The organism is Pseudanabaena sp. FACHB-2040, from assembly GCF_014696715.1.
Taxonomy (GTDB): Bacteria; Cyanobacteriota; Cyanobacteriia; order Phormidesmidales; family Phormidesmidaceae; genus JACVSF01.
Genome location: NZ_JACJQO010000005.1, coordinates 852,601 through 878,834, shown reverse-complemented (window position 1 = coordinate 878,834; position 26,234 = coordinate 852,601). Strand labels below are relative to the sequence as shown.

The window sequence follows — 26,234 nt, the reverse complement described above, 5'->3', positions numbered from 1 at the left end:
AAGTGCAGTGCGGCAAGGCGACAGCGACTGCGGGATTGCCGATCTAGTTACTCAGGCGTTCGTTCTGCGACCTGACGGGTCAAAGCAGCCTTGAGCGACTCCACAGGAATAGTGTCAATTACTTCCATTGCAAAGGCATAGATCAGTAGCTGCTGGGCCTGAGCAGCGTTGATGCCTCGGCTCTGCAGATAAAAGATCTCATCGGCCTCTAGCTGGCTAATAGTGGCTCCGTGGGAGCATTTGACGTTGTCGGCTACAATGTCGAGCTGCGGTTTGGTGTCTACTCGACCTTTATCAGACAGCAGTAGGTTGCGGTTGAGCTGGTTGGCATTGGTCATTTGAGCCGCTTGGGGCACGGCAATCATGCCGCTGAAAATGCTGTGAGCCCGGTCATCGACAATGCTCTTGTGCAGCTGATCGACTGTGCCGTAGGGCTGGGCCAGGGCGATTAGGCTGTGGGTATCGGCGGTTTGGGTGTTTGCGATCGCATTTAGCCCATACAGCTTAGTATCGGTTTGCTCACCCGCCTGGTACATCTCCCAGTGATGCCGAGAGAGCTGCGCCCCCAAGGAAATCGCTGTGCCAGCGTAGCGGCTATCGCGCCCTTGAGTGACGGCGGTTTTGCCGATATGGAACGTGTCCGTCCCTTCCCGCTGCACCCGTACATGGGTGACCTGGGCGTTGTCGTCCACCCAGATTTCGCTGACGGCATTGGTCAAATGGCTACCGCTAGCGGCTCCCCAAAACTCTTCAACTAGGGCGAGGGCACTGCCTGCTTCGGCTACCACCAAGCAGCGGGGCTGGGCAACTACAGACTCCGGCTGCGGCACCGACACAAAGATAATTTGAATAGGGGTATCAACGACCTGGTTGCGCGGCACCCAGATTACGGCACTGTCTTGAAAGCCTGCCGTATTCAGAGCTGTAAAAATTTCGTGCCCGCCAGACTGCTGACCCAATCGTGAATCAATTTTCTGCTGCCAGTCAGTTTGGGCATAGAGTGCTGCCAAGTTGCCCACGACAACCCCTTCCGGCAGCCCTGCTGTACTCGATAGGTCAGCGTTGTACTGGCCGTTAACGAAGACTAGTCGAGCCTGTTGAGACTCGGACAGTACCACCGCAGCCAGACTCTCCGGACCAACGGTAGCCGCCTGACTGGTAGCCTCAAAGGAAATTTCCAGCAGCGCCGACAGATCAGTAAAGCGCCACTCCTCATCCCGTGATGAGGGAAAACTCCGCTCTTTCACCAAAGCCTCAGCCGCACCGCGCAGAGTCGGCAGCGCCAGAGTTGCAGGAACACTGCCCTGCACCGTTGCCAGCAGTGCCTTTAGGTAAGTCTCCCGCTTCTCGGCAGCAGTCAGCCCGGGTTGGGTTTCAGATATCTGAATGCTCATCACACCGCTGCCTCAGCCTTCTCTGCCAAAATCCACTCGTAACCGCGCGACTCTAGCTCCATCGCCAGTTCCTTACCGCCTGTGGTAATCACTCGGCCCTGGTCTACCACATGGACATAGTCGGGCACGATATAGTTGAGCAGTCGCTGATAGTGGGTAATCAGCACCACTGCATTATCAGGCCGAATTAGCTGATTGACCCCGCCAGAGACAATCCGCAGCGCGTCGATATCTAGCCCCGAGTCAGTTTCATCTAAAACAGATAGGGTGGGCTCCAGAAGGGCCATCTGCAGAATCTCATTGCGCTTCTTCTCGCCGCCTGAGAAGCCCTCATTAACGCTGCGATCAAGAAAGGTGGGGTCCATTTTTACTACACCCAGCTTCTCTTCTAGCAGGTCGTCGAAATCAAACACGTCAATTTCTTCTTCGCCTTGGGCCTTGCGATGGGCGTTGTAAGCCACCCGCAAAAAGTCTCGGTTGCTCACACCCGGAATTTCTAGGGGATATTGAAAGGCCAGAAAAATCCCGGCGGTGGCCCGCTCATGGGGCTCTAGCTCCAGGATGTCTTGCCCCTTGAAGACAATTTCACCCGCTGTCACCTCATAGTCAGGATGTCCGGCTAGCACCTTAGAAAATGTGCTCTTGCCTGAGCCATTCAGGCCCATAACGGCATGGATCTCTCCCGCTTTGACCTCCAGGTTGAACCCCTTGAGGATTTCAGTGCCCTCTACTGCGGCGTGCAGATTGCGCACAGAAAGAATAACTTCGCTGTTTTCGTTAATCATCACCTGTAGGGTGGGCACAGCCCACCAAGTTCAAATGGGTTGGAGGGGTGGGTGGGCCATGCCCACCCTACGCAATCAGGATCTAGCCGACTGTGTTTTCTAGCTTTAGGGCCAGCAGTTTATCGGCCTCTGCAGCAAATTCCATCGGTAGATTGTTAAACACATCCCGACAGAAGCCGCTAATGATCATAGAAATCGCTTCTTCAGCAGAGATGCCTCGCTGAGCAAAGTAGAAGAGCTGATCTTCCCCAATCTTAGAAGTCGAAGCCTCGTGCTCCACTCTAGCGGTGCTGTTCTGCACCTGAATGTAGGGGAACGTGTTGGCGTTGGAGGTATCGCCAATCAGCATGGAGTCGCACTGGGAATAGTTGCGAGCGCCCTCAGCCTTTGGCCCCATCTTCACCAAGCCTCGGTAGCTGTTTCTTGATTTGCCCGCAGAAATGCCCTTAGAGACAATCGTGCTCTTGGTGTTTTTGCCGATGTGCACCATTTTGGTGCCAGTATCGGCCTGCTGCCGGTTATTGGTCAACGCGACGGAGTAAAACTCACCAACCGAGTTGTCCCCTACCAACACACAACTGGGGTATTTCCAGGTAATGGCTGAACCCGTTTCTACCTGAGTCCACGAGATCTTGGAGTTTTTTCCGGCGCAAAGACCTCGCTTAGTGACAAAGTTGTAGATCCCGCCTTTGCCCTGCTCGTCTCCGGCAAACCAGTTCTGCACCGTAGAGTACTTAATCTCAGCATTGTCTAGAGCGACTAGTTCTACAACCGCAGCATGGAGCTGATTGCTGTCGTACATGGGCGCAGTGCAGCCTTCCAAGTAGGTTACGGAACTGCCTGCTTCAGCTACAATTAGCGTCCGCTCAAACTGCCCCGAATCTCCGTTGTTAATGCGGAAATAGGTGGACAGATCCATCGGGCACTGGGTGTCTTTGGGGATGTAGACAAAGGAACCGTCGCTAAATACCGCTGAATTGAGGGCGGCAAAGTAGTTGTCGCCAATGGGAACGACGCTGCCTAGATACTTCTCTACTAGCTCTGGGTGCTCCTGCAGGGCCTCAGAAATAGAGCAGAAGATAACGCCGTCTTCAGCCAGCTTCTCTTTAAAGGTGGTCGCCACAGAAACGCTGTCAAAGATGGCGTCAACGGCTACGTTTGCCAGCCGCTTTTGCTCAGACAGGGAAATTCCCAGCTTTTCAAAGGTTTCTAGCAGGGTGGGGTCAACCTCATCTAAGCTGCCCAGCTTTTCTGCTTTCTTCTTGGGGGCTGAGTAGTAGATGATCTGCTGGTAGTCGATCTCGTTGTACTTGACGTTGGGCCACTTAGGCTCCGCCATCGTCAACCACTTACGGTAAGCTTTGAGCCTGAAGTCCAGCATGAACTGTGGCTCGTTTTTCTTGGCCGAGATTAGGCGAACGACGTCCTCGCTGAGGCCCCGAGGAATGACATCCGACTCAATATCGGTGACAAAGCCATATTTGTAAGGCTGATTGACAAGGGACTGAACGCTGGAACTCATGGCAGCTACCTGGAAAATGCGCTAAAAGAAGTCTGGCTGAAGAAAGACGGGAGATGGCCTAGTACTGATTGGTCTCAGACCGAATCTGCTCAAAAGTGATGTCCTGCTCTTCTCCAGCGAAGGGGTTGTCTGGGGTGAGGAACAGCATACAGTGGCATTCCTTACGCTCCTGCATGGGCACACAGGGGCAGTTCCAGTAGGTTGCCTTGACCTCTGCCTCTTTGTCTTCATAGTGACGGCAGGGACATAGGGGCGAACCAAAGTCGTCCTTATGCTTAGCCAAGCCCTCTAGCACTACAGCCGTCACACCCAGATCCGTACAGAAGTAGGTGTCTGTGCGTTTGGCGTAGCTCATGGCGAAGTTACGCATCAGCTCGAGGTTCTTTTGAGAGGCTTGGGAGGCGTTATTCGGATTCATCAGTATTTTGATGCGTGGCGAGACAACCCAACAATTCTATACAATTAAAGCAACATTCAAGTTGCCTAACTTCATCTTAGACTACTTTAGCAACAAGAAGGTTGTCAAAGCCATGCTGACTCCTGCAAAACAGTCCTCCCAAAGCAGTCCTTCAAAAACAACTGTCGGCAAACAATCGTCGCGCTGACGTGGGTCAACACAATGACTTCTCTGCATCATCCGTCTACTAAAGAAGATATCCTCAAGTATCTGCTAAAACACGGCGAGTCCACTGCCCAGGCCCTAGCAGACCACCTTGAGGTCAGTGCTCAGGCCATCCGCCGGCACCTCAAAGATCTTGAAGCCGAAGCTCTCATTGAGCACAGAGCTGTGCAGGAGGGCATGGGCCGCCCCAATCATTTCTATCGACTGAGCCGCAAGGGTCGAGACCATTTTCCAGCCCAGTACGACGAATTTGCCCTCTCTCTACTAAACACGCTGACAGAAACTGTCGGTAAAGACCAGGTCGGCACGATTCTGCGCAAGCAGTGGGAGCGCAAGGCCGTAGAGTATCGGCAGCAAGTGGGGGAGGGTGCGATCGCAGATCGGGTCGCCACCCTCGTCCACCTCCGCCAGGAGGAAGGTTACATGACCGAGTGGCACCGCGTAGAACCAGAAAATGGGGCAGAAACCAGGGCTAAGTTTGTGATCACAGAGTACAACTGCGCCATTTCCCACATCGCTGAAACCTTCCCGACCGTCTGCGGCCATGAGCTAGAGATGTTTCAAGTAGCTCTGCCCGACTGCCTAGTTACCCGGACTCACTGGTTGGTGCATGGCGAGCACCGCTGCGGCTATCTCATTCAAGCCAAACAGTAAAGACAGACCACCATGCTTGATCAAACCGTTCAATTTCTCACACCCGAAGAGTCAGCCGAAGTCGATAAGGCGCTTCTCACCTCTCCCGAAAAGTTTTTGGCCAGGCTCACCCTCTCGACTGCAAAACTGCTGGGCTACATCGCCAAAGAACTGAACACTTCGGTAGAAGACCTCACGCCCCAGCAAATCATCCAGTGGTTTGAGCAAGACGCCAAGAGAAAGCGAGAGCAGGGTGTGAACGCTGCCGTCTTAAAGTGGGAAACCAGCGATCTGAGTGAGATTACTGAGTAGTCTCGTATATCGGCTGATCTGTCTGATTGTGCCTATCGTTAATAGACGAAGGACCATGAGCTTAATTGCCCATGGCCCTTCGTCTATTGAATGAACTGCTTAAAGGCTAGACTCTAGGAAATTCTACCTTCAGCACGGCCATACTCAACGTAGTGCTCAAAGCCACTGGTGAATGCGTTAGATGAAACAGCTCCTTGAACATCTGGGTTTGAGGCTAGGTAGCTTGCCTCACTAAACAGAGTGCTAGCAACCCGTCCTTCCCTCTGGCCGAAGCTAACGAAGTGCTCAAATCCTGACTGGAACGCTCCATTCTTGATAGCGCCTGCAACATCCTGATTTTGCTGCAGATAATACGCTTCGTTGTAGAGGCTGAGAGAAGACGCTCTATTTTCAAAAGCGCCGTACTCAACGTAGTGCTCAAAGCCACTACCGATGAGTCCTTTAGCTACAGCATCTTTAATGTCGCTGTTTTGAGTGAGGTAATCCTGCTGGTTGAATGCAGTACTAGAATTTCGGCCCTCCTTATGGCCAAATAAGAGGAAATGTTCTAGTCCGCTTTGCAGCGTTTTATCAGTGACAGCCTTGGCAATGTCTGTATTTTGTGACAGGTAGTACTGCTCGTTGAACAGAATGCTAGGACTGCGGCCCTCCTTCCAACCTAATGAGGAGAAGTGTTCATAGCCTGTCTTAAACACCCCAAAGTTCACAGCGTTAGCGACATCAGGGTTTTGGCTTAGATAGTAAGTCTCATCAAAGATGTCAGCTAGGTTGATGCCACCCATTTCTACCGGATTGTTCTCAGCTGAGATACCGCTGCTTAAGTTCTCCAACTTTGAGAACAGATTGAAGCTGATGTAGTTGTTTCTAACTACTCCAACTTTGGTATCAGCGAATCCCTTGATAAGGATGTTATGGCCAAAGCCAAGGGAACCTTCACTGCCTGGATCGGCTAGGGCCAGGTTACCCTGGTTGCCTGCAGCATCTACTATGCTTGCGCCTTGGAACAAGGCTAGCGCATCCTTTGATAGATAATCTAGGTCAAGGCTTGCGTCTTGAGCTTGCACTGTGTAGCTGAAGGTTAGAGTAGAGGTTCCACTACCGCTGATGTATTCGGCACTCGCGTTCGAGCTAACACCGCTTATATACTTCGCGCTAGCTTCTGATTTAACTAGATTCAGGGCTAGTTCTGGTGTGCCTGAGACGAAGACTGCTTCACTAAAAGTGATGGCGAAGTCAATCTTGTCGCCAGCGAGATAGGTTTTGTTCTCTGAAAGCGAGGTTACGCTTGTGACTAGGGGAGCAGTATTGTCTACCGTCACGGTAGTCACGGGAGATAGCTCTGATAGGTTGCCCGCAAGATCAACAGATCCGGCTACGAAGGAGAAGCCTCCATCTGGCAAGACCATTTCTTCTGCCAGAGTAACGCTCCAGTTTCCTTCTGCATCAGCGATGCTTTCGCCAACTTGCAAAAGACCTAGTCCCTCTCTCAGTTCTTGTTGTTCTTCGAATTGAACAAACAACATGACCTTGCTGTTAGCTTCAGCATTGCCCGAGAAAGTAGGCGAGGTGCTCTGGGTAATAAAGTCATCATTCACCATCCCGGTATCTTCAGAGATGCTGGTGATGCTTGGTATGAGAGGAACTGTGTTATCAATCGTCAGGCTCAGGGAATCTGAAACTAAGCTAAAATTGCCTGCTGGGTCAATCGCCTGGACGGTGATTCTGTGGTTATCAGAGGTTAGTGTGATGTCAGAGGTCAACTGCCAGTTGCCCTGAGCATCGGCCGTGACTTCGCCTAGTTTGCCGTTGAGATCGCTATACACAGCGATTTTGCTATTGCCCTCATTGACCAACCCAGTGAAAGTTGGCTGGGTGATGTTGGTGATGTTGTCGGTAGGAGAAATGCCACTGTCGCTACCCATCGCCAAACTGGGTTTGGTAACTATAGGGGGAATGTCATCTTTAACGGCAAACCCGGCACCGTTGGTGACAGGCTCGGTAGCGCCCATACGAGTACCGCCGGAGCTGATAGTCAAATCGGTGTCGCCATCAATACTAAGGGCAAACTTTTGACCGTCAACAAGACCTATGGTGTTGTTGTAGAAAGCTTTAACAACGTAAGTTTCGCCAGTAGCGTTGGCGACGGAAATGGGAAGGTTTGAAAAGGTAATTACACCATTGGCATAAGTACCTTGCACATCGCTACCGAGGTCTGGACCATTCAGCAGCCAGGTCACCTGATTGGCAAACTCTGGGCCTTGAATAACATTTACTCTAACTTGAGTAACGCCAAGGGGCAGATTGTCGCCACCGTCGGTGCCGCCACCGTCGCCAATGGCGAAGTCGAAAACTGAAACTGCTTTTTCGGATGCATCTATAGCTGTGGCTAGAGCAGTTGGTTCACTAAGAGGACCAGCTGTAAGATTGCCGTTTAAATCTGAAGAAGCAATAACGACATTGCTTGTGTTGCTAAGAGAGCCGGCAGAACCTGGAGCCGGCAAAGATATAGTTTGACCCCACAACCAAGTTCCGTCTTCAAAACCAATATCAGATGCAGAGAAAAGAGCATCAATAGAAGTGTAGTCAAGATCTAGACTGCTTTCCCCATTAGATGGAGTGTAAGTAAATTCTATGTAATCTACAGGGACGAAGCCAGGTCTCCAGTCAGGGATCCATGAACCATCAGGTCTTGCAAAAGCATCATTCTGCCCTGTTTCTAGCTGCAAAGAAATGCTACCAGGGTCATCGAAGTGAGCATGAACAATCCTGCTATCAAAATGAACCCTGATACGGACAGGCTCTCCTAGTCCATATGTCCGTGAAGGAGCTTCTACTCTAACTACAGATGCCATGATGCTTGAATACTCTAAAATTGTTTCTGAGGTGAAAGCAGCTTTAGCCTGAGAGCTTCCAGTCTGAATTTGGAAATTCCAGTCTCCTCCTAGACTTGAAGTACCAGTTTTTGTAGTTGATGCTAAGATGCTTGCTTTTGCTAATGATTGAAGTTTTTCAATAAACTCTTCTCCCGCATCGCCTGCGGCAATGTTGCAACCATAAAGGAGTAAGGAGGGAGGAGAGAGGAGGGAGTCGCTAGAAGCAAGCCATTGGGAGATTTGAGGTGCGTAGTAGTTGAGAGTCTCCAGGCTCAGCTGGGTATTGCCCAGGTAGAGGGTGCCGGGGGCACCGTGGGAAACGATGTGGAGCTCTGTAACAGGAACGGTAGCTTTTTCAAGCGCTTGGGTAATCTGCGCGACGCCATCTTGTTCGGAATTTAGCACCACCACAGAAGCGCCGGGTACTACACCGCTAACCAGGAACTCATAGTCATCTACCCCAGCGTCAATGATGACCAGCATTGAAGTGTTGACCTGGGGGATATTTGCGTTTTCAGAGGAATACACTTTCTGATGCTCGCTGATGGTGGCTTGAGAAATTCTTGAGAGTTTTGGGGTACTAACCATTTGCCTACTTGAATCGCGAAAAGACTAAAGTACATGAGGAGTAGGCTCAAGAATTCAAAGTTCTCAGCCTAGTGACTGCTCTGTGGCTCTTTATCTTTGATTCCCAAGATCTGGAGTAAGTAACGCTAAATCTGGCTGCTTTAGAAAAGCTATATTTATCAATACAAAGCCTGTAGTTTCACGCAAGAGAGGGTCGACATCTCTTAAAAGACACCGACCCTCTTTCGCATGCAAGCCAATTTTTTACGTAAGTAAGTTTAGTTTTATTTGTTTACTTATTTGGTAAACAAATAAACGGAAAAGTGCGGATGAAAAAACAGTAACTGTGAAGAAAGGATTGAGAATAAGAACAATTAGAAGCTTTACAGAAAGAACCTTCTCAACCTGCTCATTCTAGGGCAAGCAATTTAGGCTAGGCACAGAGAATTTACGGGCTCCTGAGCTTGTTTCTGCTCATTGCCGTAGTTTTACGGAGGCTAGATCTCGTAGTGCCAGTGCTCAGTCTCTTGGGCCAAGATTAGTTGACGCGAGGGCCGATAGATAAGGCCCTGATCTTCAAGCTGGCCGAGGAGACGGGTGACAGTGACGCGAGTTAGGCCGCTCAGCTCAGCTAAGTCCTGGTGGGTCAGCCGTAAGCCAATTAAACAACCCCGGTCAATCTGTTGTCCAAAACGACGGGCCAGCCATCCTAAAACACCTAGCAGAACAGCATCTGCTCGACGGTTGGCGCGGGTTAACAGCAGCGCCTCGGTCTGCTGCCAGTAGCTGAGCAAAACTTCAGCAGGGGGTTGCCAGTTAGCTGCCAGAATTGGCTCGGCGTCTACTTTGGAGAGGGTTTCGATAACGAAGGGTTGGGCCTTGGAGAGCGGTTCGCCCACTACATCGCCGGCTCCCCAAATTCCTAGGGTAATGACGCTCCCATCTTCCAAATAGCACAGCGTGCGGGCAACACCTGACTTTAAAAGCCAGTACAGCCCCTTCTTAGTCGGTAATGAGGTGCGACTGGGGAAGGTGCGACTGGGTGCTGCAACGGGCACGGACATTTGAAGCTTGGCTTGAAGTTGAGTCAACGTGCTCATTTTGCTTAGACCCACGCTAATTAGGCTGAAATACTTCGCTTACGATATCACAGCTTAAAGCAAAGTGAAATGAGAATTGGATCTAAATGAATTTGAATACAATCGAACTTCGCGTGATTGTGTAGGCGTGGGGACGCGAAGACGGCGTGCTAGGGGTTCCCTTAGGTCTGTTGTTCAAGAAGGGGTATTGCGATTGGGGGTGAGGAGTCTTTTCTTTCCAATGCTTCGCGCTGGAAGGTGCCTTGGAGGGGGTTGTCTCCTCAAGGCAGCGGCAGCACTGCCGCTAGGATGGCTGCCTAGGCAGGGTCTGGTTGCTAGGCGGCTTAGTTCTTACTGACTAACAGCCGTCTTCCCTGCTGATGTGTGTGGGTTTAGGCTGCGGAAATAGGTGCCACCGATGGTGAAGAGGAAGCCTAGATAGGCCAGAACCTGAAGCAGGTAGAGGTGTTCGCGGTAGCCGAAGAGGGTTTTGAGCAGAATGCCGGGAAACTTTTTCTCAGGCAGAAAGTGAGTGCCATTCCAAACCTCTGGCCCTAAGATGCAGGAAGTCTGGGAAAAGCAGAGATCGGAGTTGCGCAGGTCGAGCTGGCTGATGGCAGCTAGAGCCGCATCCAGGTTCTTAAATGCAGAGAGCACTAGGCCGCCGACGATCAGCAGCAGCAGCACACCCATCACCTGAAAGAACTGCTTTAGGTTGATGCGAATGCCCCAGCGGAAGAGGGCCAGACCGATCAGGGCGGCGCTGAACAGACCTGCGATCGCACCTCCCACCGCAGCCGCTGTCGACCCCTGCTGCACCGTAGTAAAGAGAAACAGCACCGTTTCAAAGCCTTCTCGCAGCACGGCAATGCAGATCAGGCTAAAGACGCTCCAGGCGGCCGTATCAGAGTTTTTCAGAGCAGTGGTGACGTTACCTTCGATCTCGGACTTGAGTGAACGAGACTGTTGAGTCATCCATACCAGCATCCAGCTCAGGAGGATAATTGCGATCGCACAAAACAACACATTCAGCAGCGGCTTAACCACCGATTCTAGATTCGGCAGCACTAGCTGGAGCTGCTGCAGCCCCGATCCCAAGGCAATGCCGATCATGATGCTGCCCACCAGTCCCGCCAGCACGCCTAAATAGGCCCAGCGGTTGAGCTGAGGCTGATTGGCCTTACTCAGACAGGCCAGCACGATGCCGACGACTAGGGCTGCCTCCACCCCTTCTCGCAGGGTGATTAGAAACGTGGGTAGAGCTGCAGTGAAATCCATACTGGCGGAAGGGGCAAACGCCAAAAAAGGGCAAAAACTGGATGTTCTTTAATAGCATTGTGTCAGAGAACACTGGTTTTCGGAGCCGCCCACCCTAGGCCAGCCCAATTTCTTGCAACCGCTGGGCCAAGTATTCGCCAGCAGTCAGGTTGGGATAGTGAGCAGTGCCACCAGTTCTTGCTACGCAAGCTGGGTAAGGACTGAGATCGACTTCCGATCGAGGGTGCACAAAAAAGGGCAGCGACAGCCTGCCACCTCGGGGATTGACCGGATTGACCACTCGATGGGTGGTGCTTTTGAACAGACCGTTGGTCAAGTTTTGCAGCATATCGCCCGTATCGACAATAATCTGCCCCGGCTCTGCCTGCAGCGGCAGCCAGTCGCCTGTGTGAGTGAGAACTTCTAGCCCTGGAGCCGTCGCTTCGCAAAGCAGCGTAATGAAGTTAATGTCTTCATGGGCAGCCGCTCGCAAGCTACCGGCAGGCGCATCAGCAGGAATGGGCGGATAGTGGGCAATACGCAACACCGTGTTGCCTTCGATCACTTGCTCACTGAGCCAAGTGCGTGGCTGATCCAAGTACAGAGCGCAGGCTTCTAGCAAGATTCCGGCGCAGGTCTCAAGCTGAGCAAAGAGACGGATCATGGCTGAGCGAAACTCAGGCACTTCCTGAGGCCAGAAGTGATCGGGCTGCTGTAGGCTGCTGCGATTGACGTGCCAAAACTCTTTTAGATCGGGGAGGGCTGCATCCTTTGCCTGTTCCCGGCCAAATCGAGTAAAGCCTGCCTGACCTTTCAGGTGGGGATATTCGTACTGAAATTTGGTGGCGGTATCTAGAGAAAAAAAGCGTTCGGCTGTGCCGTAGGCCTTGGCAATACTGGCCGGATCAACGTCAGAGTTGCTCAGTACAAAGAAACCAATTCGCTCCAACGCCAGCCCAACAGCATCAATGAATTGTGTCTGCTCCTTGGGCTCCCCTGTCAGAAAAGTTTGCAGGTCAAGGGTAGGAATGAGTGGTTGAGAAATTGAGCTAGTCATTTCCTCAGTTTAAGGGTGTCTGTTAAATACGAGCAAATGGGCCTTGGTAGAATCGGAGATGTGTTACTTGGCTCGTCAGAGGCGGCCCTCCAATGGAACTCAGATGGGCTGGCTGATCGACCCAGCCGAGCAAACGGTATTCATTTATCATCCCAAACAGGAAACCGAGGTCTTTGACGAGGCAGAGGTACTTTTGCCGGTGCCGTCGTTTGCCGGTGATCTAGGGCTCACAGTTAAAAATTTGTTTGATTGGTTACTAGAGTAAACCCAGCAAAAGAGGGTGAATTTCGGTTAAATACTCTTAATTTTTGCCCGGTTGTGGGAACCATGCTTGTGTTTAGGTTTAATGGAATATGCTTGCAGCATCTATGAAAACTTCTCTCCTGCCAATTCCCATGACCGACAGCTTAACTGTGGGCGATCGCAATTACAGCGCCGAGGACATCATCCCCCTACTGCGCCAGTACGGCCTGATGCCTCAGCTGATTCGGGAGCTGGTGATTGATCATGCGATCGCAGCGATTGAGCTGACCGAGGAGGAGCAGGCCCGCGCCCAGGCTCGCTTTGACCAGACCTTTAATATTCAGTCTGACGAACAGCGGCAGTCGTTTGCAGCCCAGCGGCAGCTCTCTCCAGAGGCGTTTGCCCAGCTGATGCTGCGGGAGGAAAAGCTAACCAAATTTAAGCTAGAGACTTGGGGAGCCAAGCTAGAGTCTTACTTTCTCCAGCGCAAGAGCAGCCTAGACCGGGTGCTTTACTCTCTAATTCGCACCCAGGAGCCGGGGCTGGCTCAAGAGCTGTACTTTCGCATCAACGATGACGGTCAGCCCTTTGCCGATTTAGCGCGAGAATATTCTGAAGGACAGGAAGCCCAGACGGGCGGGCTAATTGGCCCCGTAGAGCTATCAGTGCCTCATCCGTCGCTGGCCCGCATTTTGTCGATCAGTCAGCCCGGCCAGCTGTGGCCCCCGACGCGGGTTGGGGAGTGGTTTGTGGTGGTGCGGCTGGAAAAGTTTTTACCGGCCAAAATGGACGATGCCACGCTGCAAAGGCTGCTAGATGAGCTGTTTAGCGTTTGGCTAAAGGAAGAGATCGAAAAGAATATGGGGATTCTCAGCCAGACGAAAGACAGCCTCTGATTGAGAATTTTTGAGAAATCTGTCTATGCTTCGTAAGTCTGAGCCGCGTCGCTGCAGTCCTGCCTTGTTGTAGCAGTCTTACGGCAGCGACGCGCCCCTCTATAAGCTGTTTCAGCTCTACTATTCGCATGTTGGCCGCATTGTGGTGATTGACAAAGGCTGCATTGTCAAAGTCGGCAGTCACGGGCAGCTACTGGGCTGAGAAGCAACTGCCACGCACTTCAGGCTCGAGCTTAGGTCAAATCCGCGCTCCCCTACAGCTAGTGAGGTCACTGCCCCACTGCGGATTGTTGGCTGCTACTCTGTAAACACGCTCAGAAAATAGCTCAGAGTTGTAGGGGTCTGATGCAATGGATCTTTCGGTATTTAAGTATTTCTTTGAATGCTGTGTGGGCAACTGGGTCACAGAGCGAACCTACCACTACTTGACCCACCAGGAGGTGGAGCGATCACACACCGAGTTCCGCGTCGATGCCATCACCCCTGATCTGAAGCAGAAGGTGTTGACCGACAATGAATACGGCGAGGTCAGCCATCTAGAAGATCTGCCCGGCTTTCGGCTAGGCTTTCACACCGTTTCTGAAAAAGGTGAGGAAGTCTCTCAAGAACTGCGGATGCTGTTTGTGCCCAAGCAGCAGGACGGCAATTTTCTGGAAGGCGACTACCTGCGCGATCGCGCCTACGAAGAGTCGCGCCCGATTATCTCCGAGTTTCGGTTCAATAATGAGACCCGCGAACTGCTGATGACTACTCGCTACACGCGGGTTGTATCGGTAGACTCAATCATCTTGGTCAATCCTAAAATGCGAATCCGCCGCATTTTAAACTATCAGAGGCCTGCCGAAGGCGAACCCCTCGATACTCTGGCGCTAGTCGGCTTCGGCGTCGAACAAAAAGAGGCTTAGCCTAGTGGTCATCGCTGCACCAGAACCAATGCAAGGGGCTTTAGGCAGATTAAACTCGGCAAAGCTTACCAAAAGCTGAAGCTTAACTTTCCCTACGCATGCATATTTCGTCAGCGACTACAATTCAACCGCTACTCTCGTCAGCCCCTCAGGTCGCTTCAATCTGGTTAGCATCTTCTCTAAGGGAATGAGTCCGCTAATGGCGCTTGTCAGGTAGCGGATTTGAGCTACCAACTCAGGATAAGGGGCAACCCAGGTCGAAAATCTACTTGATGCCCCTGCACCTCCCAATCAAAGCCAAGCTCCACGCAATACTCTACTCCAACTCGTACCTTGACCTGGTTGATGTCAATCACCGCCTGAAATTCTGGTGATGGATTATCTGCGGTCGGACTGACCAACTCTATACGAGTTATTTCGCGAAAACCAGCAGGATGATTTAGAGGCTCTGCCTTTTCAGTAGGGTATTGATCTGGACGTTTGCCAAATGGAATCTGAAAGAGCATCGGCTCTGTTAGCACATTACTATTTGTACCTACTGCGATACTTAGTGTGTCAGACAGATAAGGTGGACGATATGCCCAACTGGAAAACGCAACGGTGTCACCACCACTTGTCCCTGGACGCAAACCAACTCCAAATGGACATGTGTTATCTTTCCGATTTACCCATCGCTCCCAAAGACGTGTAGGGCGAATTAGCTCTGATGTTGCCTCTTCTATATCGTGAACCCACAACAGTTCCAACATCGCGTTGTGGAAAAAGAAACGGCGATTGGTCGTGCCTTGTCCAGGATGTGTATTAGATGTCCCTTCTACTAAACCAAAGGATACTAAACGGTCAGCCTCGCAAGCACCAATATCAGTACAGATAAAGAGATGATCAAATTCAAATGCCATAGTTCCAAAGCTATTTGAGGATAAGCTTACTCAGCCTCCAGAGGCCTATGCTGTGATAGGCACGCTTTGCTTTGCCCAGCGCTACGAAATCTGCTGCTCAGGGTCAGGCGTTGCAACTTCAATCACTTCATATAAATGAGCATCAAAAGATTCCACGAATTTGCCGACCTTTTGCGCGAATGCGCCGACATCCGGATTTGACCAAACTGCGTCAATATCCTCGCGGCTGCGATACTGCGCGTAGTTGGTTACTCGCACGCCGTCCAAGCTTTTGTGTATGCTCGCTGAGATGAAGCCCGGCACGTGTCGATAAATAGTGTTCACGCCTTCCACTAACAAATCAGCAAGTTGTTGTTGGTCTTCCGGCTTGCAGACGTGAACATTGATGAGAGTCACCAGCGGTTGAAATTTTTCGATAGTTGCCACGTTTAGCCTCTATTAAGGTTTGCGCCTGTAAGCCAGCGGTTTACTGAATCACCAGGTGGTCAGCATGGGGCTGAAGAATTTCACTTGCTTTTCGACATCCGACACGTATTGCCCTAGTTTATGTGAGTGATAAAAGCGTTGAAGTCAGCGTCATCCATTGCACCCAGATAGAGTTATGGCTCCAGTTTATGCCCTAAAGTCTGTGAAAGTTCAGTAGCCAGTTTGTTGGGAGTTCATGGCGCTGCTCACAGCTGCATCCATGCCTTCGGAGGCTGATGGCAGCGTATGCGGGTTAGTCATATCGCCTCAAACAACCGCCAATAAAATGATTAGTACTCGCATGAGGACTCCTTTCCTGTCACTTAAGCATACCGCAATTGCCGAAATGCCTCGCGCGTCGACCTAACGACCAAGATAAGCGGCAGCAGATAACTTTGGCAACCTCACCGAGATCTCCCAACTGCTCGCTTCATCGACTTTTTATCTTGCGTGATTTGCGTAAGCTCCATTAACTAATGTAGGAACACAATCACTGACGTTCATTTCAGATGCTAAATCAACATCTTGCTTAAAGCCTCGCTCTATCAATTCTTGACCAGAACCACATTGCTTTATCAAATGTTTTAGGGATTGACGAACACTTTGGTATGCTTCTCTTGCTAATTGTGCTTCCGGTGACAATTTCCCTTCAAGATAGCTGATCACCGCTCCTGCCCCAATAAAATCCTCAAACGAAGGGCGAAGGCTGCCGTCATCCCACTTCTCCCCAGCTGGAATTACGGCAATGCGCTGCCCGTAATTCATCGCAGCTAAAGCAATGGCTCTACAATTTCTCAAACATCCGGTTAAAGTTGGAGTTCCGGTCGTTGCCAAACTTAGAGAGGATCCGTTGGGCGAGGGCATCACTAAGCGAGTTCCTGAATCGATGATAAGTAATGAAGCTGGAGATAACGAATAACGGCTATCACCACGCTTCTCTGCTACTTCCGCATTAACACATTGAGCAAAAGCTCTGGCAGATTTATCCCTCCACTGATAGGGAAAAACGATCGCTCCACGACTGTTGGCAATATCAATGCAAGTTGAAAATGAGAGGACATCGATAATAACAACTACATCACTGATAGGAGCTAACTGCAAGACTCCCTGCTTGCCCCATTCACACCGCACCTCAAAATCAGCCTGATCGAAATTCATAATCTCGATTAATGCTTACTCAACGCTGAACGCCTCACGAAATAGTTTAACTGTACCGTCCCAACCAGAAACGAAACAAGATAACCATTTCGGTCAGCGGTTGCGGTTATCTTTGAAACTTAGTCAGTGCTGCCTCACAATGCGCTGCACTGAGCTAATTAGCTTGCTATTTACTAATTGAAGGAGAAAATACCGCCAGAGGCGCAATCGTTTTGCGAAGTAATATTTCAGAGGCTCCTGGGATAACGTAATCCTGCAACTCACCAACAATGCTGTATCCTAGCCGCTCATACAACTTACGCGCGCCCTTATTAAAAGACGAAACACAGATAAAAACATTGGGAGTACTCCGGAAGATTCGCTCCTCAGCATAATTGATTAACTGGGTTCCAATACCTCGCCCACGCCATGCTGTATCTACACATACACTTTGGATATAACCAATAAATGCTCCTGTCATATTGATAATGATAAATCCTGCGATTGTTTCCTCGGTAACGGCTAGATAGACCTCCTTAATCGGGTCACTGATTGTTTGGTACGACGCTTTGTAGTCGCGCCCAAAAGTAAGCCAAGGATCGGACTGTGACATCATTTGGGCACAAAGAGCAATGTCTTTAGTTAGTAGTGGACGAATTGTAATAGTAGACATCTTAATCTCACAAATAAATTTGCGCTGACTAGAATCAGACAAAAATGCTTGAGATGGATTTGCAACTGTAATCCTTACTGAAGGGTAAGCGGCTAATAATTACTTAGAGAAAAGTTTTCCGCCTAATATGTTAGCAGGGTGATTGTGTGAAATTTCGTCAGTATTTGTAGGATGGGCAAAGGACGACAGTCCGTGCCCATCTTTTAAGTATCTATGCTGTGGTGGGCACGCTTTGCTTTGCCCATCATACAAAATTTAGGATTGTTCGTTGTGCGGGTTTTCGAGCAAGTTTGTACTTGTTTTTTGTTAGCTTCACAGCTTAGGACGAGAATGTGTTAACCAAATAGCAACGAGAGCAATGGATGCTGGAAGTGTTTGCAGTAGAAGTGTTGTTGGTTTAAGTGTAACTGCACCATAAAAACCAGCGATAACAACGCAGATCAGAAAAAATAGCCGTACTGGTCTGTTTTGGTTAAGCGCTCCCCAGAGTAATCCAGCAGCAATAAATGCATTATATAAACCTGCATTTTTAACAATGGGTGCGACTTGCCCTGCGGTGTCAGCCGTGAATCCAAGCCTTTGATAAATGAGCGGAGTTTGCCAGAAAAACATTTCTACCATCGCAATGACGATGTGGATAATACCAACAATTACAATAGCGACGGTAGAAGCAGTTTTCATAGTGTCCCTTACTAAATGAATTCATTTGGCAAACAAAGTCTTGAGGTGGTACGAAACCTCAATCACCTACCACTAACGTTGTCTTTGATATCCGTAGCGGCTTTGTTGACCACGTTTACAGCCGTAGTAAGCGGGTCTTGTGAGATTCCAAGCATATACACCTCATCTAGATTGTGGTGCTTCTCCAAAGCGGCTTCATGAATAGTAAAGTAAAGAGGTGTACCAGTATGTACATAATCGGGCATTCTTCTTTTATTTCTGTCATGCATTGCTTTGAAGAATCCAAAAATTGGATTTGGGTTCTTGTCTACTCCAGCTACTCCACCAGTTCCAAGTTCTGATTCTGGTAATGCCTCGATTGGTGCTGGCTTGAAAACGTTCCCCGTTGGAAAGGGCAGCATGGTGACAAAATCTTCTGTGTTGGCAATCCGCCAGTGTCGAACACCCAACTTTTCAAAATTCAGTGCAAAAGTTCTATCTCCACACCGAGGGCTAGCAAAGGTGTACAATACAACACTTTCAGGATGTTTGAAGTGAGTGTTTCTAAGGATGTCTGGGATTGCCAATGTTGCCAACGCTCCGCCTAAACTGTGTCCTGCCACAAAAATTTTGGCATTTGATGGCTTTTTACTAAGTGCATCAATAAGTTTCTGTCGTAGGCTTACATAAATGCCTCTAAAGCCTGCTGTTACATATCCGAAATCATCGTCAATTCCGGGAATCTCAATCGAACTTTGATTCTCCTGAACAACTCCCTCGGCAATGTCACCCTTGATCTCGACTCTCTGCCTGTTTCTATCTGTACTCCTGTTTAAGGAGACAAGCTGAATATTCGCATCCTTAAACCACTCAACAAACCGTCTGGTACCGCGAAAAATTACATATACATTGTCACTGTCAACTTCAGAAGCAACATATCCAAAGGGAATATCCTTTTCGGCAAATTCAGTATCTAGCAGGTACGGCTTCTTAAGGTTAAAGATTTGAGACTTGTCTTTCTGTTCAAATAAACTGAACTGATCATATGCTCGCTGAGTTAGTTCTGCTAACTTTCGAGCCACAGAGGGATCAAACCCTGAGGGATAGGTATTCAGTTGGGAAACAATTACTCTGTCTGCTAATTGGTATGGGGCGGGTGAAGAGGACATAGTTTCTATCTCGAGGATTCATTTTATTGCGCCTACTCTAACCGCCATACCTTGCCTTTGTCAGCCTAAGAGGGTCAGGAAAAAGTCGGAGAAAGGTCAGAATCACTTATAAGAAATTTTATCTGCGCCTCTACCCAAATCAGCGGTCGAACAACAACTTAGAGAGAAATTTTCCACTCAGTACGTCAACTGAGATGATCAGGTGGAGTTTTGTCAGCCTAATACTCTTCTAAGAGCAATTAGGTGGGAGCTTTCTGCATAGTATTCCGCGACAAGAGGGGGATTAAGAAACCTTCAGACTATTTTTACGTGCAGTAACACAGACGCTGATTTGCCAGTCTGCGCTCCTCATTTGTTTCTGCCTGACAGCATTAACTTAAGAAAGCGGGTTTCTTTAAGAAACCCGCTTTCTGGTGTATCAGTTTTTACTTGAAATCGAGGATCAGATCGGCTAGTATCTTTTTTCATAGCTGTGAGAGAGCAGCTTGTCTTCCCCCGAAAACTTGGTCTGCGGCACTGGCAAATGCTACCAACATCAACCAGCGCCTAACCCGTTGACAGATCCATCCTGTCTCAGGGCTTTGCCTATTTTAGGTCGCTCTGTTAATTCAGTAATGTCAAGGGCTGCCATTTTTTCGGGGATTCCTACCCGTTAAATTCAAAGGAATCCCTGGAATGCTTCAAATTCAATACTTCCTGTCGTCTCCCTACACGGAGACGACCCGGCCTGCTGCGCCTCAAGTTCCCCTGGTGCAGCCTCGGCGTAGACGGCTGCGGCTGTACCTAATCGGGACTGATGCCGATACCCGCAGCGCCATTGCTAGCCTTCACCACCTTGGCTATGCAGAACAGTTCGAGTGGAGCCACGTGATTGAAATTCCCGAAAACGGCCTGTTTGTGCAGCCCGACCCTGGCGACGTACTCCGCTATCTCCAGCGCTATCCTGCCCCCAGACCCCCGGCATAGTTTCATCAAGATTGTGTAGGGTGCGGTATTGGCCACGCAGCCGTTTAGAGATGGCCATTGCTTGAACAGGTGCAGACAAGCTTTTCGCTGCTTAAACCATTGCTGCAACTGTTCAAGCAAAAGCAGCTTGCACATAAGCAAAAGTAGCAAACGTTTAAGCAAAAGCAGCAAACGCTTACTTGTTAACGGCAAACGTTTAAGCAAAAGCAGCAACGCCTTAAGCAATTACGGCAACTGCTTCAGCAAAAGCAGCAAATGCTTACTCAATTACGACAACTGCTCAAGCAAAAGCAGCTCATGAGTAAGCATTTGCTGTAAACCTGCAAACTTGGGGCCGATCAAAGCAAAGTGGCATCAGCCACCAACTTGTAATAGATTGAACTCGCAGCCCTCTGTAGTCTCTCTAGGCGAACCCTTCATGAGCTCTGCCCCCAGCGCAGCCAATTCAGCCCCGAACTCGTCTCTGGATATCTTCCACATCTCTCCCCTGATCCGCATCACTCTAGTGAGCCTCTACGGGGCGCTAACCTTGCCTCTGCCTTTCCTCGCGGCGGCAACCCAAGCGCCTGTGCCTCCCTGGCTACTTACTCTCGGCATTGCCTTGGGTGCAGTGGCCCTACACGGAGCCCTTAGCCAGCAAGTCATCCTAGATCAGGAGGGCATCGAGGTCACCTACCCTCAGTGGATGCGGTGGTTGCTGCGAACACAGTGGCGGCTCTCTTGGAATCAGATTCAGGCGCTCAAACCTCGCACTACTGGCCAGGGAGGTCTGGTCTATTACTTTGTTGGCAGCGACCAGCAGGCTTATTTGCTGCCTATGCGAGTGGCAGGCTTTGCTCGGCTAGTAGGAATAGTTCAAAGCCGCACCGGGATCGATACTCAGGATGTGAGGCCCTTGGCCCAGCCCTGGATGTATGGCATTCTGCTGCTGTTTACCCTGTTTTTGCTGCTGATTGATGGCTGGACGATCTGGACTGCTGTGCAGTTGGGGTAGCGCGATTGGCACCGATTTTTAGTTTGCGTGGGGTCGGCTTTGAGGCTGGCATTGGCAAGAGCCGCATTCTTTCAGACCTGTCCTTTAACCTGGAGCCGGGGGAAATTGTAGGGTTGGTTGGCCCATCGGGGGCAGGAAAATCTTCTCTGCTGCGGCTGCTCAACCGTCTGCAGGAACGCAGCACCGGACGGCTAGAGTTTCAGGGCCAGCCGATTGAGCAACTGCCGGTAATCCAGCTGCGGCAGCAGGTAACGCTGGTTAACCAGGAGTCTCGGCTGCTGGATATGACGGTGCAGGAGGCTTTGCAGTATCCCCTCCAGCTGCGTCGTCTGCCTCTGGCCGAAATTGAGTCTCGCCTAAAGATCTGGATGGAGCGGCTACAGATGCCGGCTGAGTGGCTAGAGCGGCGGGAGCTGGAGCTGTCTTTGGGGCAGCGGCAGCGGGTAGCCATTGCTAGGGCCGCTTTAATTCAACCCACGGCTCTGCTGCTAGATGAGCCTACCTCAGCCCAGGATGTGGGGCAGGGGGAGCGGATGCTGCGAGAGCTGATAGGGTTAATTCGGCAGCAACAGGGGGTGCTGCTGATGGCAAACCATCAGCTGGAGTGGGTGGAGCAGTTTTGCGATCGCATTCTCCACCTCCAACAAGGCCATCTCGTTGGCGACTGGCAGTCCCACGAGGTTAACTGGGCCGACCTGCGCCAGGCCATTGTCACCGCAGAACAGTTAGAACAAGAAGAATGGGCCTAACGCTCTGCTGATTGATATACAGCGTTGAAGAGCATCTCTGCCTAAGATAAGGTGCTGGGCCTAATGCCACCTGCTGATGTTCCCTTCTATCGCTGCCACCTGATTCCATGCTAGAAACTTCCTCGCCTGCTCCCGCTTCGACCTCCCATTCAACTGAGACCCTGCCCCAGCGCCTGATCCAGCCCATTGGAGCAAAGGCCCTGCACGGTCTGGCGATTGAGGGTTCTTCGCTATTGGCCGTCGATCCTTACCGGGGCTACCTGCTCAGAATCGATCCTAAAACCGACAATGCCACCATCTTGAACTCGCAGCAGGTAGATACCTTCGAGAGCGCTACAGGCGTAGCAGTCTGGGAAGATACCCTTTGGTTTACCCGAGACAACAGCGTATTCCGCTGCCGTCTAGATGACCTTACGCCCCAGCCGGTGGTGACGTTGCCCTACACCCTTGATGGCGTTGCCGTTTGGGAAAACACGCTCTACATTACCTGCCGCAAAGCCAGCCAAATCTTTATCCACGACGGCACTTCTGGCAAGCGCATCACCCAGTTTTCTGCCCCGGGCATCGGCACCGAGGATGTAGCCGTGTGGGGCGAGTACCTGTGGGTCTGCGACCAGACCGAGCAGAGTGTTTACTGCCTAGATCGGGCCACTGGCGATCTGCTGATGAAGGTGCTAACGCCCTTCCCCACGCCTACGGGTATCGCTGTTTTGCCGGGAACTACGCCAGAGCAGGGCACTGTCTGGGTAGCCTACGCCAACGAAGAACCCTACGTGCGAGACAATCCCAATGCCGAAGTAACCTTCGAGCTGACTTTTCGCGATCGCACCTTCATCCACCCGCTCAAGTTCCACCGCCGCGCCCAAGAAAACTTCTGTCTGTCTAACGGCTACCTGCTGGAGATGGCCTACGTCGAAGAAATCGATGCGCTAGAAGCGGTTCAACTCTCTGGCCTAAAGTGGCACATGGCCCTACCGACCAATACCGATCGACAAACCGTTCGCTCAGTCGAACCCGTCGGCATTCCCTTTGAAGAAGTCTCGATCAACGGCCAGCGAGTGGCCCGTTTTAGCTTCGACACCCTCCAGCCCAACGAACGTCACCTGTTTGGCTGGAAGGCTCTAATTGAGGTTTATGGCATCAAATACCTGCTGACGCCCCGCCACGTCGAGCAATGCCCACCCCTGCCCGCATCCTTCCACGAAAAGTACCTGGTTGACGACGATGACCTGTCAATGGATCAGCCGCTGATTCAGGCAGCGGCTGAATCAGCTGTGCGCAGTGAAACTAACCTGCTGCGTAAAGTCCTAAGCATCCGTGACTATGTCTACGACCAGCTAACCTACGCAGTCACTCCGGCGATTGACACCCCCGACGTGGTGCTAGAACGGGGTCAAGGCTCCTGCGGTGAGTATGTAGGGCTGCTGCTGGCTTTGCTGAGGCTCAATGGTATCGCCTGCCGCACTGTAGGCCGCTATAAATGCCCACCCCAGGCCGATCAGCTCAATATTTTTCTGGAACCCGACTTCAACCATGTTTGGATCGAGTTCTATATTCCCGGCTACGGCTGGGTGCCGATGGAGTCAAACCCTGATGATATTGATGATGGCGGCCCTTATCCCACCCGCTTTTTCATGGGGTTGCCCTGGTGGCACGTGGAAATGGGCAAAGACGTGTCTTTTGAAAAGCTGACGATGCCCCAAGACAACCCGGAAGTGAGATTGGGCAACCTGGCGATCAACCATGTCCGCTTCAGAATCTTGAGTGAGCTGAATCCCTGGGAATTTGGCAAGGAGTCATCATTGGGATAACTCTTAACCCACTGCCGGTTCCATCATTTGAATCGTCCCCGCTGTAGCATCTACTCTAACTGGGCTGCCCAACGGCAAAGTCCACATTGGCTCGACATGGCCAATCCAGGCTCCTGACCAGGCGGGAATGCTCAGCGGCTGAACGTGGTCTTGCAAAATCTCCTCTAGAGTGAGCGAGCCGTAGTCCTGACCGGGGCCGCAGCGGGCACACTGGCCAAAAATAAAACCTGCTAAGCCGTCGAAAACGCCTGCCAGCTTGAGCTGGGTCAGCATTCGATCAACTCGGTAGAGCGATTCACCCAGATCTTCTAAAAAGAGAATGGCCCCGGCTGTCTCCGGCATGTAGGGAGAGCCGACAATCCCAGAAACCACCGACAGATTGCCGCCCAACAGCTTCCCCGTTGCCTGGCCTGGGGTAATGGTTTGAATCCGGCCTCTAGTCTGCATCAGCCGATCTGCGTCTTCTCCCAACCGAGGATTCTCAAAGCGCTGGGCTGCTCCCTCAAACAGGAGTTGGCGGAAGGGCTGAGTCTGGTCTGGCCGCCAGGCGGTCAACCCGTGGGGACCGTGAAACGTCACCAGCCCCGTTTGAGCGTGAATGCCCAGAAGCAGCGCCGTGATATCGCTAAAGCCGACTAGAACCTTGGGGTTTTGCCGGATCAGGTCGTAGTTCAAGTAGGGTAGGATACGGGCACTGCCCCAGTCGCCTCGAATGGGCATCAGGGCCGTGATGGTTGGGTCAGCAAAAAAGGCATTGAGATCGGCGGCCCGTTCCTCATCGGTACCTGCTAAGTAGCCATAGCGACTCATCGCATGGGGCGCAACCCGAGGCACTAGACCTAACCCTCTGACCGCATCTACAACAATGTCGAGTTCCTCCTGCTGAAAGGTTGCACCCGCTGGACTGATGATGCCGAGAGTGTCGCCCGGTCTGAGGGGAGCAGGTTTAAGCAAGGTTGGGTTGGCTCTGGCCTGGGGCGGCGAATGGGTGAGGCCAACGGTAATTCCTGCGATCGCACCCGAACCCAAAAATTGACGACGACGCATAAGCTCAGCACAATAAAGCAAGCCCGAACTTTCCGAGCATACTATGGAGACTCCCGCCCAAACCGGCGCTCAGCCGCCGCTTAACGTCAACTTTTGGGAGCAGCATTACCAAGAGGGCCGCACCCGTTGGGATTTGGGCCAGCCCGCCCCGCCTTTTGTCAGCTGGTTTCAGTCTGCAAAAGCACCGCCACCGGGCAAAGCCATTGTCCTCGGTAGTGGTCGAGGCTATGAGGCGATGCTGTTTGCCGAGCAGGGTTTTGAGGTGACAGCGGTTGATTTTGCCCCCTCTGCGATCTCAGAAGCTTCCCAAGCGGCGGCTGAACGAGACCTAGTTATCCAGTTTCTCCAGCGAGACATTTTTGATCTGGTGCCAGAGTTTGCCGGCCAGTTCGATTACGTCATTGAGCACACCTGCTTTTGCGCCATTGATCCGTCTCTGCGAACGGCTTACATCGATCTGGTCACAGAACTGCTCAAGCCCGGTGGAGAACTGCTGGCCATCTTCTTCACCCACAGCCGTCCTGGCGGGCCGCCCTTTGGCTCAACTCCCGAGCAAATCCGGCAGCTCTTTGAACCCCGGTTTACGGTCATGAGTCTTGAGCCTGTCACAAATTCTGTGGAGGCTCGGCGGGGCGAAGAACACATCGGCCAGCTTCGTCTCAAGGCAGGGGGTTAGCGTCTTAGAGATAGCGATTGGGAGTGAGGGATTTCCCGGTGACCTGTAGGGGGGAAGCCGTATTTGGCCCCTCTCAAAACCTCCCTATAATGAGGACAGGTTGTAAACCTTTGTAACTATTTCTCAGGAATCCTATGAGCCAAGTCAATCTGGAATCCATTGCCGTCCAGCTTCATAGTGAAAACTCAAGAGACCGGATGCTGGCTCTAGCTTCCTTAAAAAATGTCCCGGCAGAGCAGGCAGCCCCCTTAATCCGGCAGGCGATTCACGATAAAAACCTGCAGATTCGCTCTATGGCTGTCTTTGCAATGGGGCTCAAGCCTGATGCCGAGTCCTTCGACATTCTTATTAAGCTGCTCATATCCGATCCTGATTACGGCATCCGGGCTGATGCCGCAGGCGCACTGGGCTACCTAGAAGATCCCAGAGCCTTTGAAACCCTAGTCCACGTTTTCTACGAAGATACTGACTGGCTGGTGCGCTTCAGTGCCGCAGTTTCTCTGGGTAACCTCAAAGATCCTCGCGCCCATGATGTGCTGGTGCAGGCCCTCAAGAGCGATGAAGTAGTGATTCAGCAAGCTGCGATCGCAGCCATCGGCGAAATCGGAGATCTAGAAGCCCTAGACAACATTCTGGAGTTTGCTCAGGCCAGCGATTGGCTAGTACGCCAGCGCCTAGCCGAAGCCCTTGGTAACCTGCCCTCGCCCAAGAGTGAGTCGGCGTTGCGGTATTTAGAAAAAGACGCTCATTTCCAGGTTTCTGAAGCCGCTTGTGTCTCTCTGCAGCGACTTTCAGCTTAATAAGCTGCGCGTTGGGGTGGATGAGTGAATGGGTAAATGGGTG

General features: G+C 51.3%; 25 protein-coding genes and 1 pseudogene. 11 read left to right on the top strand and 15 right to left on the bottom strand.

Annotation, left to right across the window (positions count from 1 at the left end; all coding sequences use genetic code 11):
• Positions 1 to 47 precede the first annotated feature (47 nt).
• The 4 genes from sufD to H6G13_RS07650 all read right to left on the bottom strand — a co-directional run bounded on the left by sufD (position 48) and on the right by H6G13_RS07650 (position 4,119).
• On the bottom strand, positions 48 to 1,394 hold the full coding sequence (gene sufD, locus H6G13_RS07665; RefSeq protein WP_190482546.1) for a Fe-S cluster assembly protein SufD: 1,347 nt from the start codon (positions 1,392 to 1,394) through the stop codon (positions 48 to 50).
• Entirely contained in the window at positions 1,394 to 2,179 is a 786-nt protein-coding gene (gene sufC / locus H6G13_RS07660; protein ID WP_190482930.1) for a Fe-S cluster assembly ATPase SufC, read from the bottom strand. The genes sufD and sufC overlap by 1 nt, the downstream gene beginning before the upstream one ends.
• Positions 2,180 to 2,261: 82 nt before the next feature.
• Complete coding sequence (gene sufB, locus H6G13_RS07655; RefSeq protein ID WP_190482545.1) at positions 2,262 to 3,701, bottom strand: Fe-S cluster assembly protein SufB; 1,440 nt, start codon at positions 3,699 to 3,701, stop codon at positions 2,262 to 2,264.
• Between the two features lie 58 nt (positions 3,702 to 3,759).
• On the bottom strand, positions 3,760 to 4,119 hold the full coding sequence (locus H6G13_RS07650; RefSeq protein WP_190482544.1) for a ferredoxin-thioredoxin reductase catalytic domain-containing protein: 360 nt from the start codon (positions 4,117 to 4,119) through the stop codon (positions 3,760 to 3,762).
• Positions 4,120 to 4,320: 201 nt separating this feature from the next.
• On the opposite strand from H6G13_RS07650, the gene sufR reads away from it, so the two are divergent.
• Together sufR and H6G13_RS07640 are read left to right on the top strand one after the other, a co-directional pair.
• Positions 4,321 to 4,977 (top strand): iron-sulfur cluster biosynthesis transcriptional regulator SufR, encoded by a 657-nt coding sequence (sufR, locus tag H6G13_RS07645; RefSeq protein ID WP_190482543.1) that lies wholly within the window; start codon positions 4,321 to 4,323, stop codon positions 4,975 to 4,977.
• Positions 4,978 to 4,989: 12 nt separating this feature from the next.
• Positions 4,990 to 5,268 carry a hypothetical protein gene (locus H6G13_RS07640; RefSeq protein ID WP_190482542.1) on the top strand — a complete coding sequence of 93 codons (279 nt, stop codon included), beginning with the start codon at positions 4,990 to 4,992 and terminating at the stop codon, positions 5,266 to 5,268.
• A 113-nt stretch (positions 5,269 to 5,381) separates the two neighbouring features.
• Here the strand turns inward: H6G13_RS07640 and H6G13_RS07635 are convergent, their stop codons facing one another.
• The 4 genes from H6G13_RS07635 to H6G13_RS07620 form a co-directional block, all read right to left on the bottom strand.
• Complete coding sequence (locus tag H6G13_RS07635; protein ID WP_190482541.1) at positions 5,382 to 8,729, bottom strand: DUF4347 domain-containing protein; 3,348 nt, start codon at positions 8,727 to 8,729, stop codon at positions 5,382 to 5,384.
• A gap of 476 nt (positions 8,730 to 9,205) precedes the next feature.
• Positions 9,206 to 9,808 carry a Crp/Fnr family transcriptional regulator gene (locus tag H6G13_RS07630; protein WP_190482540.1) on the bottom strand — a complete coding sequence of 201 codons (603 nt, stop codon included), beginning with the start codon at positions 9,806 to 9,808 and terminating at the stop codon, positions 9,206 to 9,208.
• Positions 9,809 to 10,138: 330 nt separating this feature from the next.
• Positions 10,139 to 11,065 (bottom strand): FTR1 family protein, encoded by a 927-nt coding sequence (locus H6G13_RS07625; protein WP_190482539.1) that lies wholly within the window; start codon positions 11,063 to 11,065, stop codon positions 10,139 to 10,141.
• A gap of 94 nt (positions 11,066 to 11,159) precedes the next feature.
• Complete coding sequence (locus H6G13_RS07620; RefSeq protein ID WP_190482538.1) at positions 11,160 to 12,101, bottom strand: isopenicillin N synthase family oxygenase; 942 nt, start codon at positions 12,099 to 12,101, stop codon at positions 11,160 to 11,162.
• A 91-nt stretch (positions 12,102 to 12,192) separates the two neighbouring features.
• Here H6G13_RS07620 and H6G13_RS07615 point away from each other — a divergent pair.
• The 3 genes and pseudogenes from H6G13_RS07615 to H6G13_RS07605 form a co-directional block, all read left to right on the top strand.
• Positions 12,193 to 12,366, top strand: a pseudogene (locus H6G13_RS07615) (Uma2 family endonuclease); the annotation flags it as partial.
• Positions 12,367 to 12,496: 130 nt separating this feature from the next.
• Positions 12,497 to 13,240, top strand: coding sequence for a peptidylprolyl isomerase (locus H6G13_RS07610; RefSeq protein WP_190482929.1), 744 nt, complete (start codon positions 12,497 to 12,499; stop codon positions 13,238 to 13,240).
• A gap of 350 nt (positions 13,241 to 13,590) precedes the next feature.
• Positions 13,591 to 14,145, top strand: a complete 555-nt coding sequence (locus tag H6G13_RS07605) for a phycobiliprotein lyase (RefSeq protein WP_190482536.1) — start codon at positions 13,591 to 13,593, stop codon at positions 14,143 to 14,145.
• A 227-nt stretch (positions 14,146 to 14,372) separates the two neighbouring features.
• On the opposite strand, the gene H6G13_RS07600 is transcribed toward H6G13_RS07605, so the two are convergent.
• The 6 genes from H6G13_RS07600 to H6G13_RS07575 form a co-directional block, all read right to left on the bottom strand.
• Entirely contained in the window at positions 14,373 to 15,044 is a 672-nt protein-coding gene (locus H6G13_RS07600) for a hypothetical protein (RefSeq protein WP_190482535.1), read from the bottom strand.
• Positions 15,045 to 15,125: 81 nt separating this feature from the next.
• A complete protein-coding gene (locus tag H6G13_RS07595) occupies positions 15,126 to 15,470 on the bottom strand; it encodes an antibiotic biosynthesis monooxygenase (protein WP_190482534.1) in 345 nt (114 codons plus the stop codon).
• 480 nt (positions 15,471 to 15,950) lie between these two features.
• Complete coding sequence (locus H6G13_RS07590) at positions 15,951 to 16,667, bottom strand: 2-phosphosulfolactate phosphatase (RefSeq protein WP_190482533.1); 717 nt, start codon at positions 16,665 to 16,667, stop codon at positions 15,951 to 15,953.
• Between the two features lie 166 nt (positions 16,668 to 16,833).
• Positions 16,834 to 17,319, bottom strand: a complete 486-nt coding sequence (locus tag H6G13_RS07585; RefSeq protein ID WP_190482532.1) for a GNAT family N-acetyltransferase — start codon at positions 17,317 to 17,319, stop codon at positions 16,834 to 16,836.
• Between the two features lie 312 nt (positions 17,320 to 17,631).
• Complete coding sequence (locus H6G13_RS07580) at positions 17,632 to 18,000, bottom strand: DUF1304 domain-containing protein (protein ID WP_190482531.1); 369 nt, start codon at positions 17,998 to 18,000, stop codon at positions 17,632 to 17,634.
• Positions 18,001 to 18,062: 62 nt separating this feature from the next.
• The gene (locus H6G13_RS07575) at positions 18,063 to 19,148 is read right to left on the bottom strand and encodes a hypothetical protein (RefSeq protein ID WP_190482530.1); all 1,086 of its coding nucleotides are present in this window, start codon (positions 19,146 to 19,148) and stop codon (positions 18,063 to 18,065) included.
• Between the two features lie 675 nt (positions 19,149 to 19,823).
• On the opposite strand from H6G13_RS07575, the gene H6G13_RS07570 reads away from it, so the two are divergent.
• From H6G13_RS07570 to H6G13_RS07555, 4 genes are all read left to right on the top strand, one after another.
• On the top strand, positions 19,824 to 20,114 hold the full coding sequence (locus H6G13_RS07570; protein ID WP_190482529.1) for a hypothetical protein: 291 nt from the start codon (positions 19,824 to 19,826) through the stop codon (positions 20,112 to 20,114).
• A gap of 418 nt (positions 20,115 to 20,532) precedes the next feature.
• Positions 20,533 to 21,108: a hypothetical protein gene (locus H6G13_RS07565; RefSeq protein WP_190482528.1), complete on the top strand. Its 576-nt coding sequence runs from the start codon at positions 20,533 to 20,535 to the stop codon at positions 21,106 to 21,108.
• A 5-nt stretch (positions 21,109 to 21,113) separates the two neighbouring features.
• Positions 21,114 to 21,857 (top strand): ATP-binding cassette domain-containing protein, encoded by a 744-nt coding sequence (locus H6G13_RS07560; protein ID WP_242028181.1) that lies wholly within the window; start codon positions 21,114 to 21,116, stop codon positions 21,855 to 21,857.
• A gap of 107 nt (positions 21,858 to 21,964) precedes the next feature.
• Positions 21,965 to 23,668, top strand: coding sequence for a transglutaminase family protein (locus H6G13_RS07555; RefSeq protein WP_190482527.1), 1,704 nt, complete (start codon positions 21,965 to 21,967; stop codon positions 23,666 to 23,668).
• A 3-nt stretch (positions 23,669 to 23,671) separates the two neighbouring features.
• Here the strand turns inward: H6G13_RS07555 and H6G13_RS07550 are convergent, their stop codons facing one another.
• Entirely contained in the window at positions 23,672 to 24,715 is a 1,044-nt protein-coding gene (locus H6G13_RS07550) for an LD-carboxypeptidase (protein WP_190482526.1), read from the bottom strand.
• A 43-nt stretch (positions 24,716 to 24,758) separates the two neighbouring features.
• Here H6G13_RS07550 and H6G13_RS07545 point away from each other — a divergent pair, with 43 nt between their 5' ends.
• Both H6G13_RS07545 and H6G13_RS07540 read left to right on the top strand, forming a co-directional pair.
• A complete protein-coding gene (locus H6G13_RS07545) occupies positions 24,759 to 25,391 on the top strand; it encodes a methyltransferase domain-containing protein (protein WP_190482525.1) in 633 nt (210 codons plus the stop codon).
• A gap of 134 nt (positions 25,392 to 25,525) precedes the next feature.
• Entirely contained in the window at positions 25,526 to 26,191 is a 666-nt protein-coding gene (locus H6G13_RS07540) for a HEAT repeat domain-containing protein (RefSeq protein WP_190482524.1), read from the top strand.
• Positions 26,192 to 26,234: the final 43 nt, after the last annotated feature.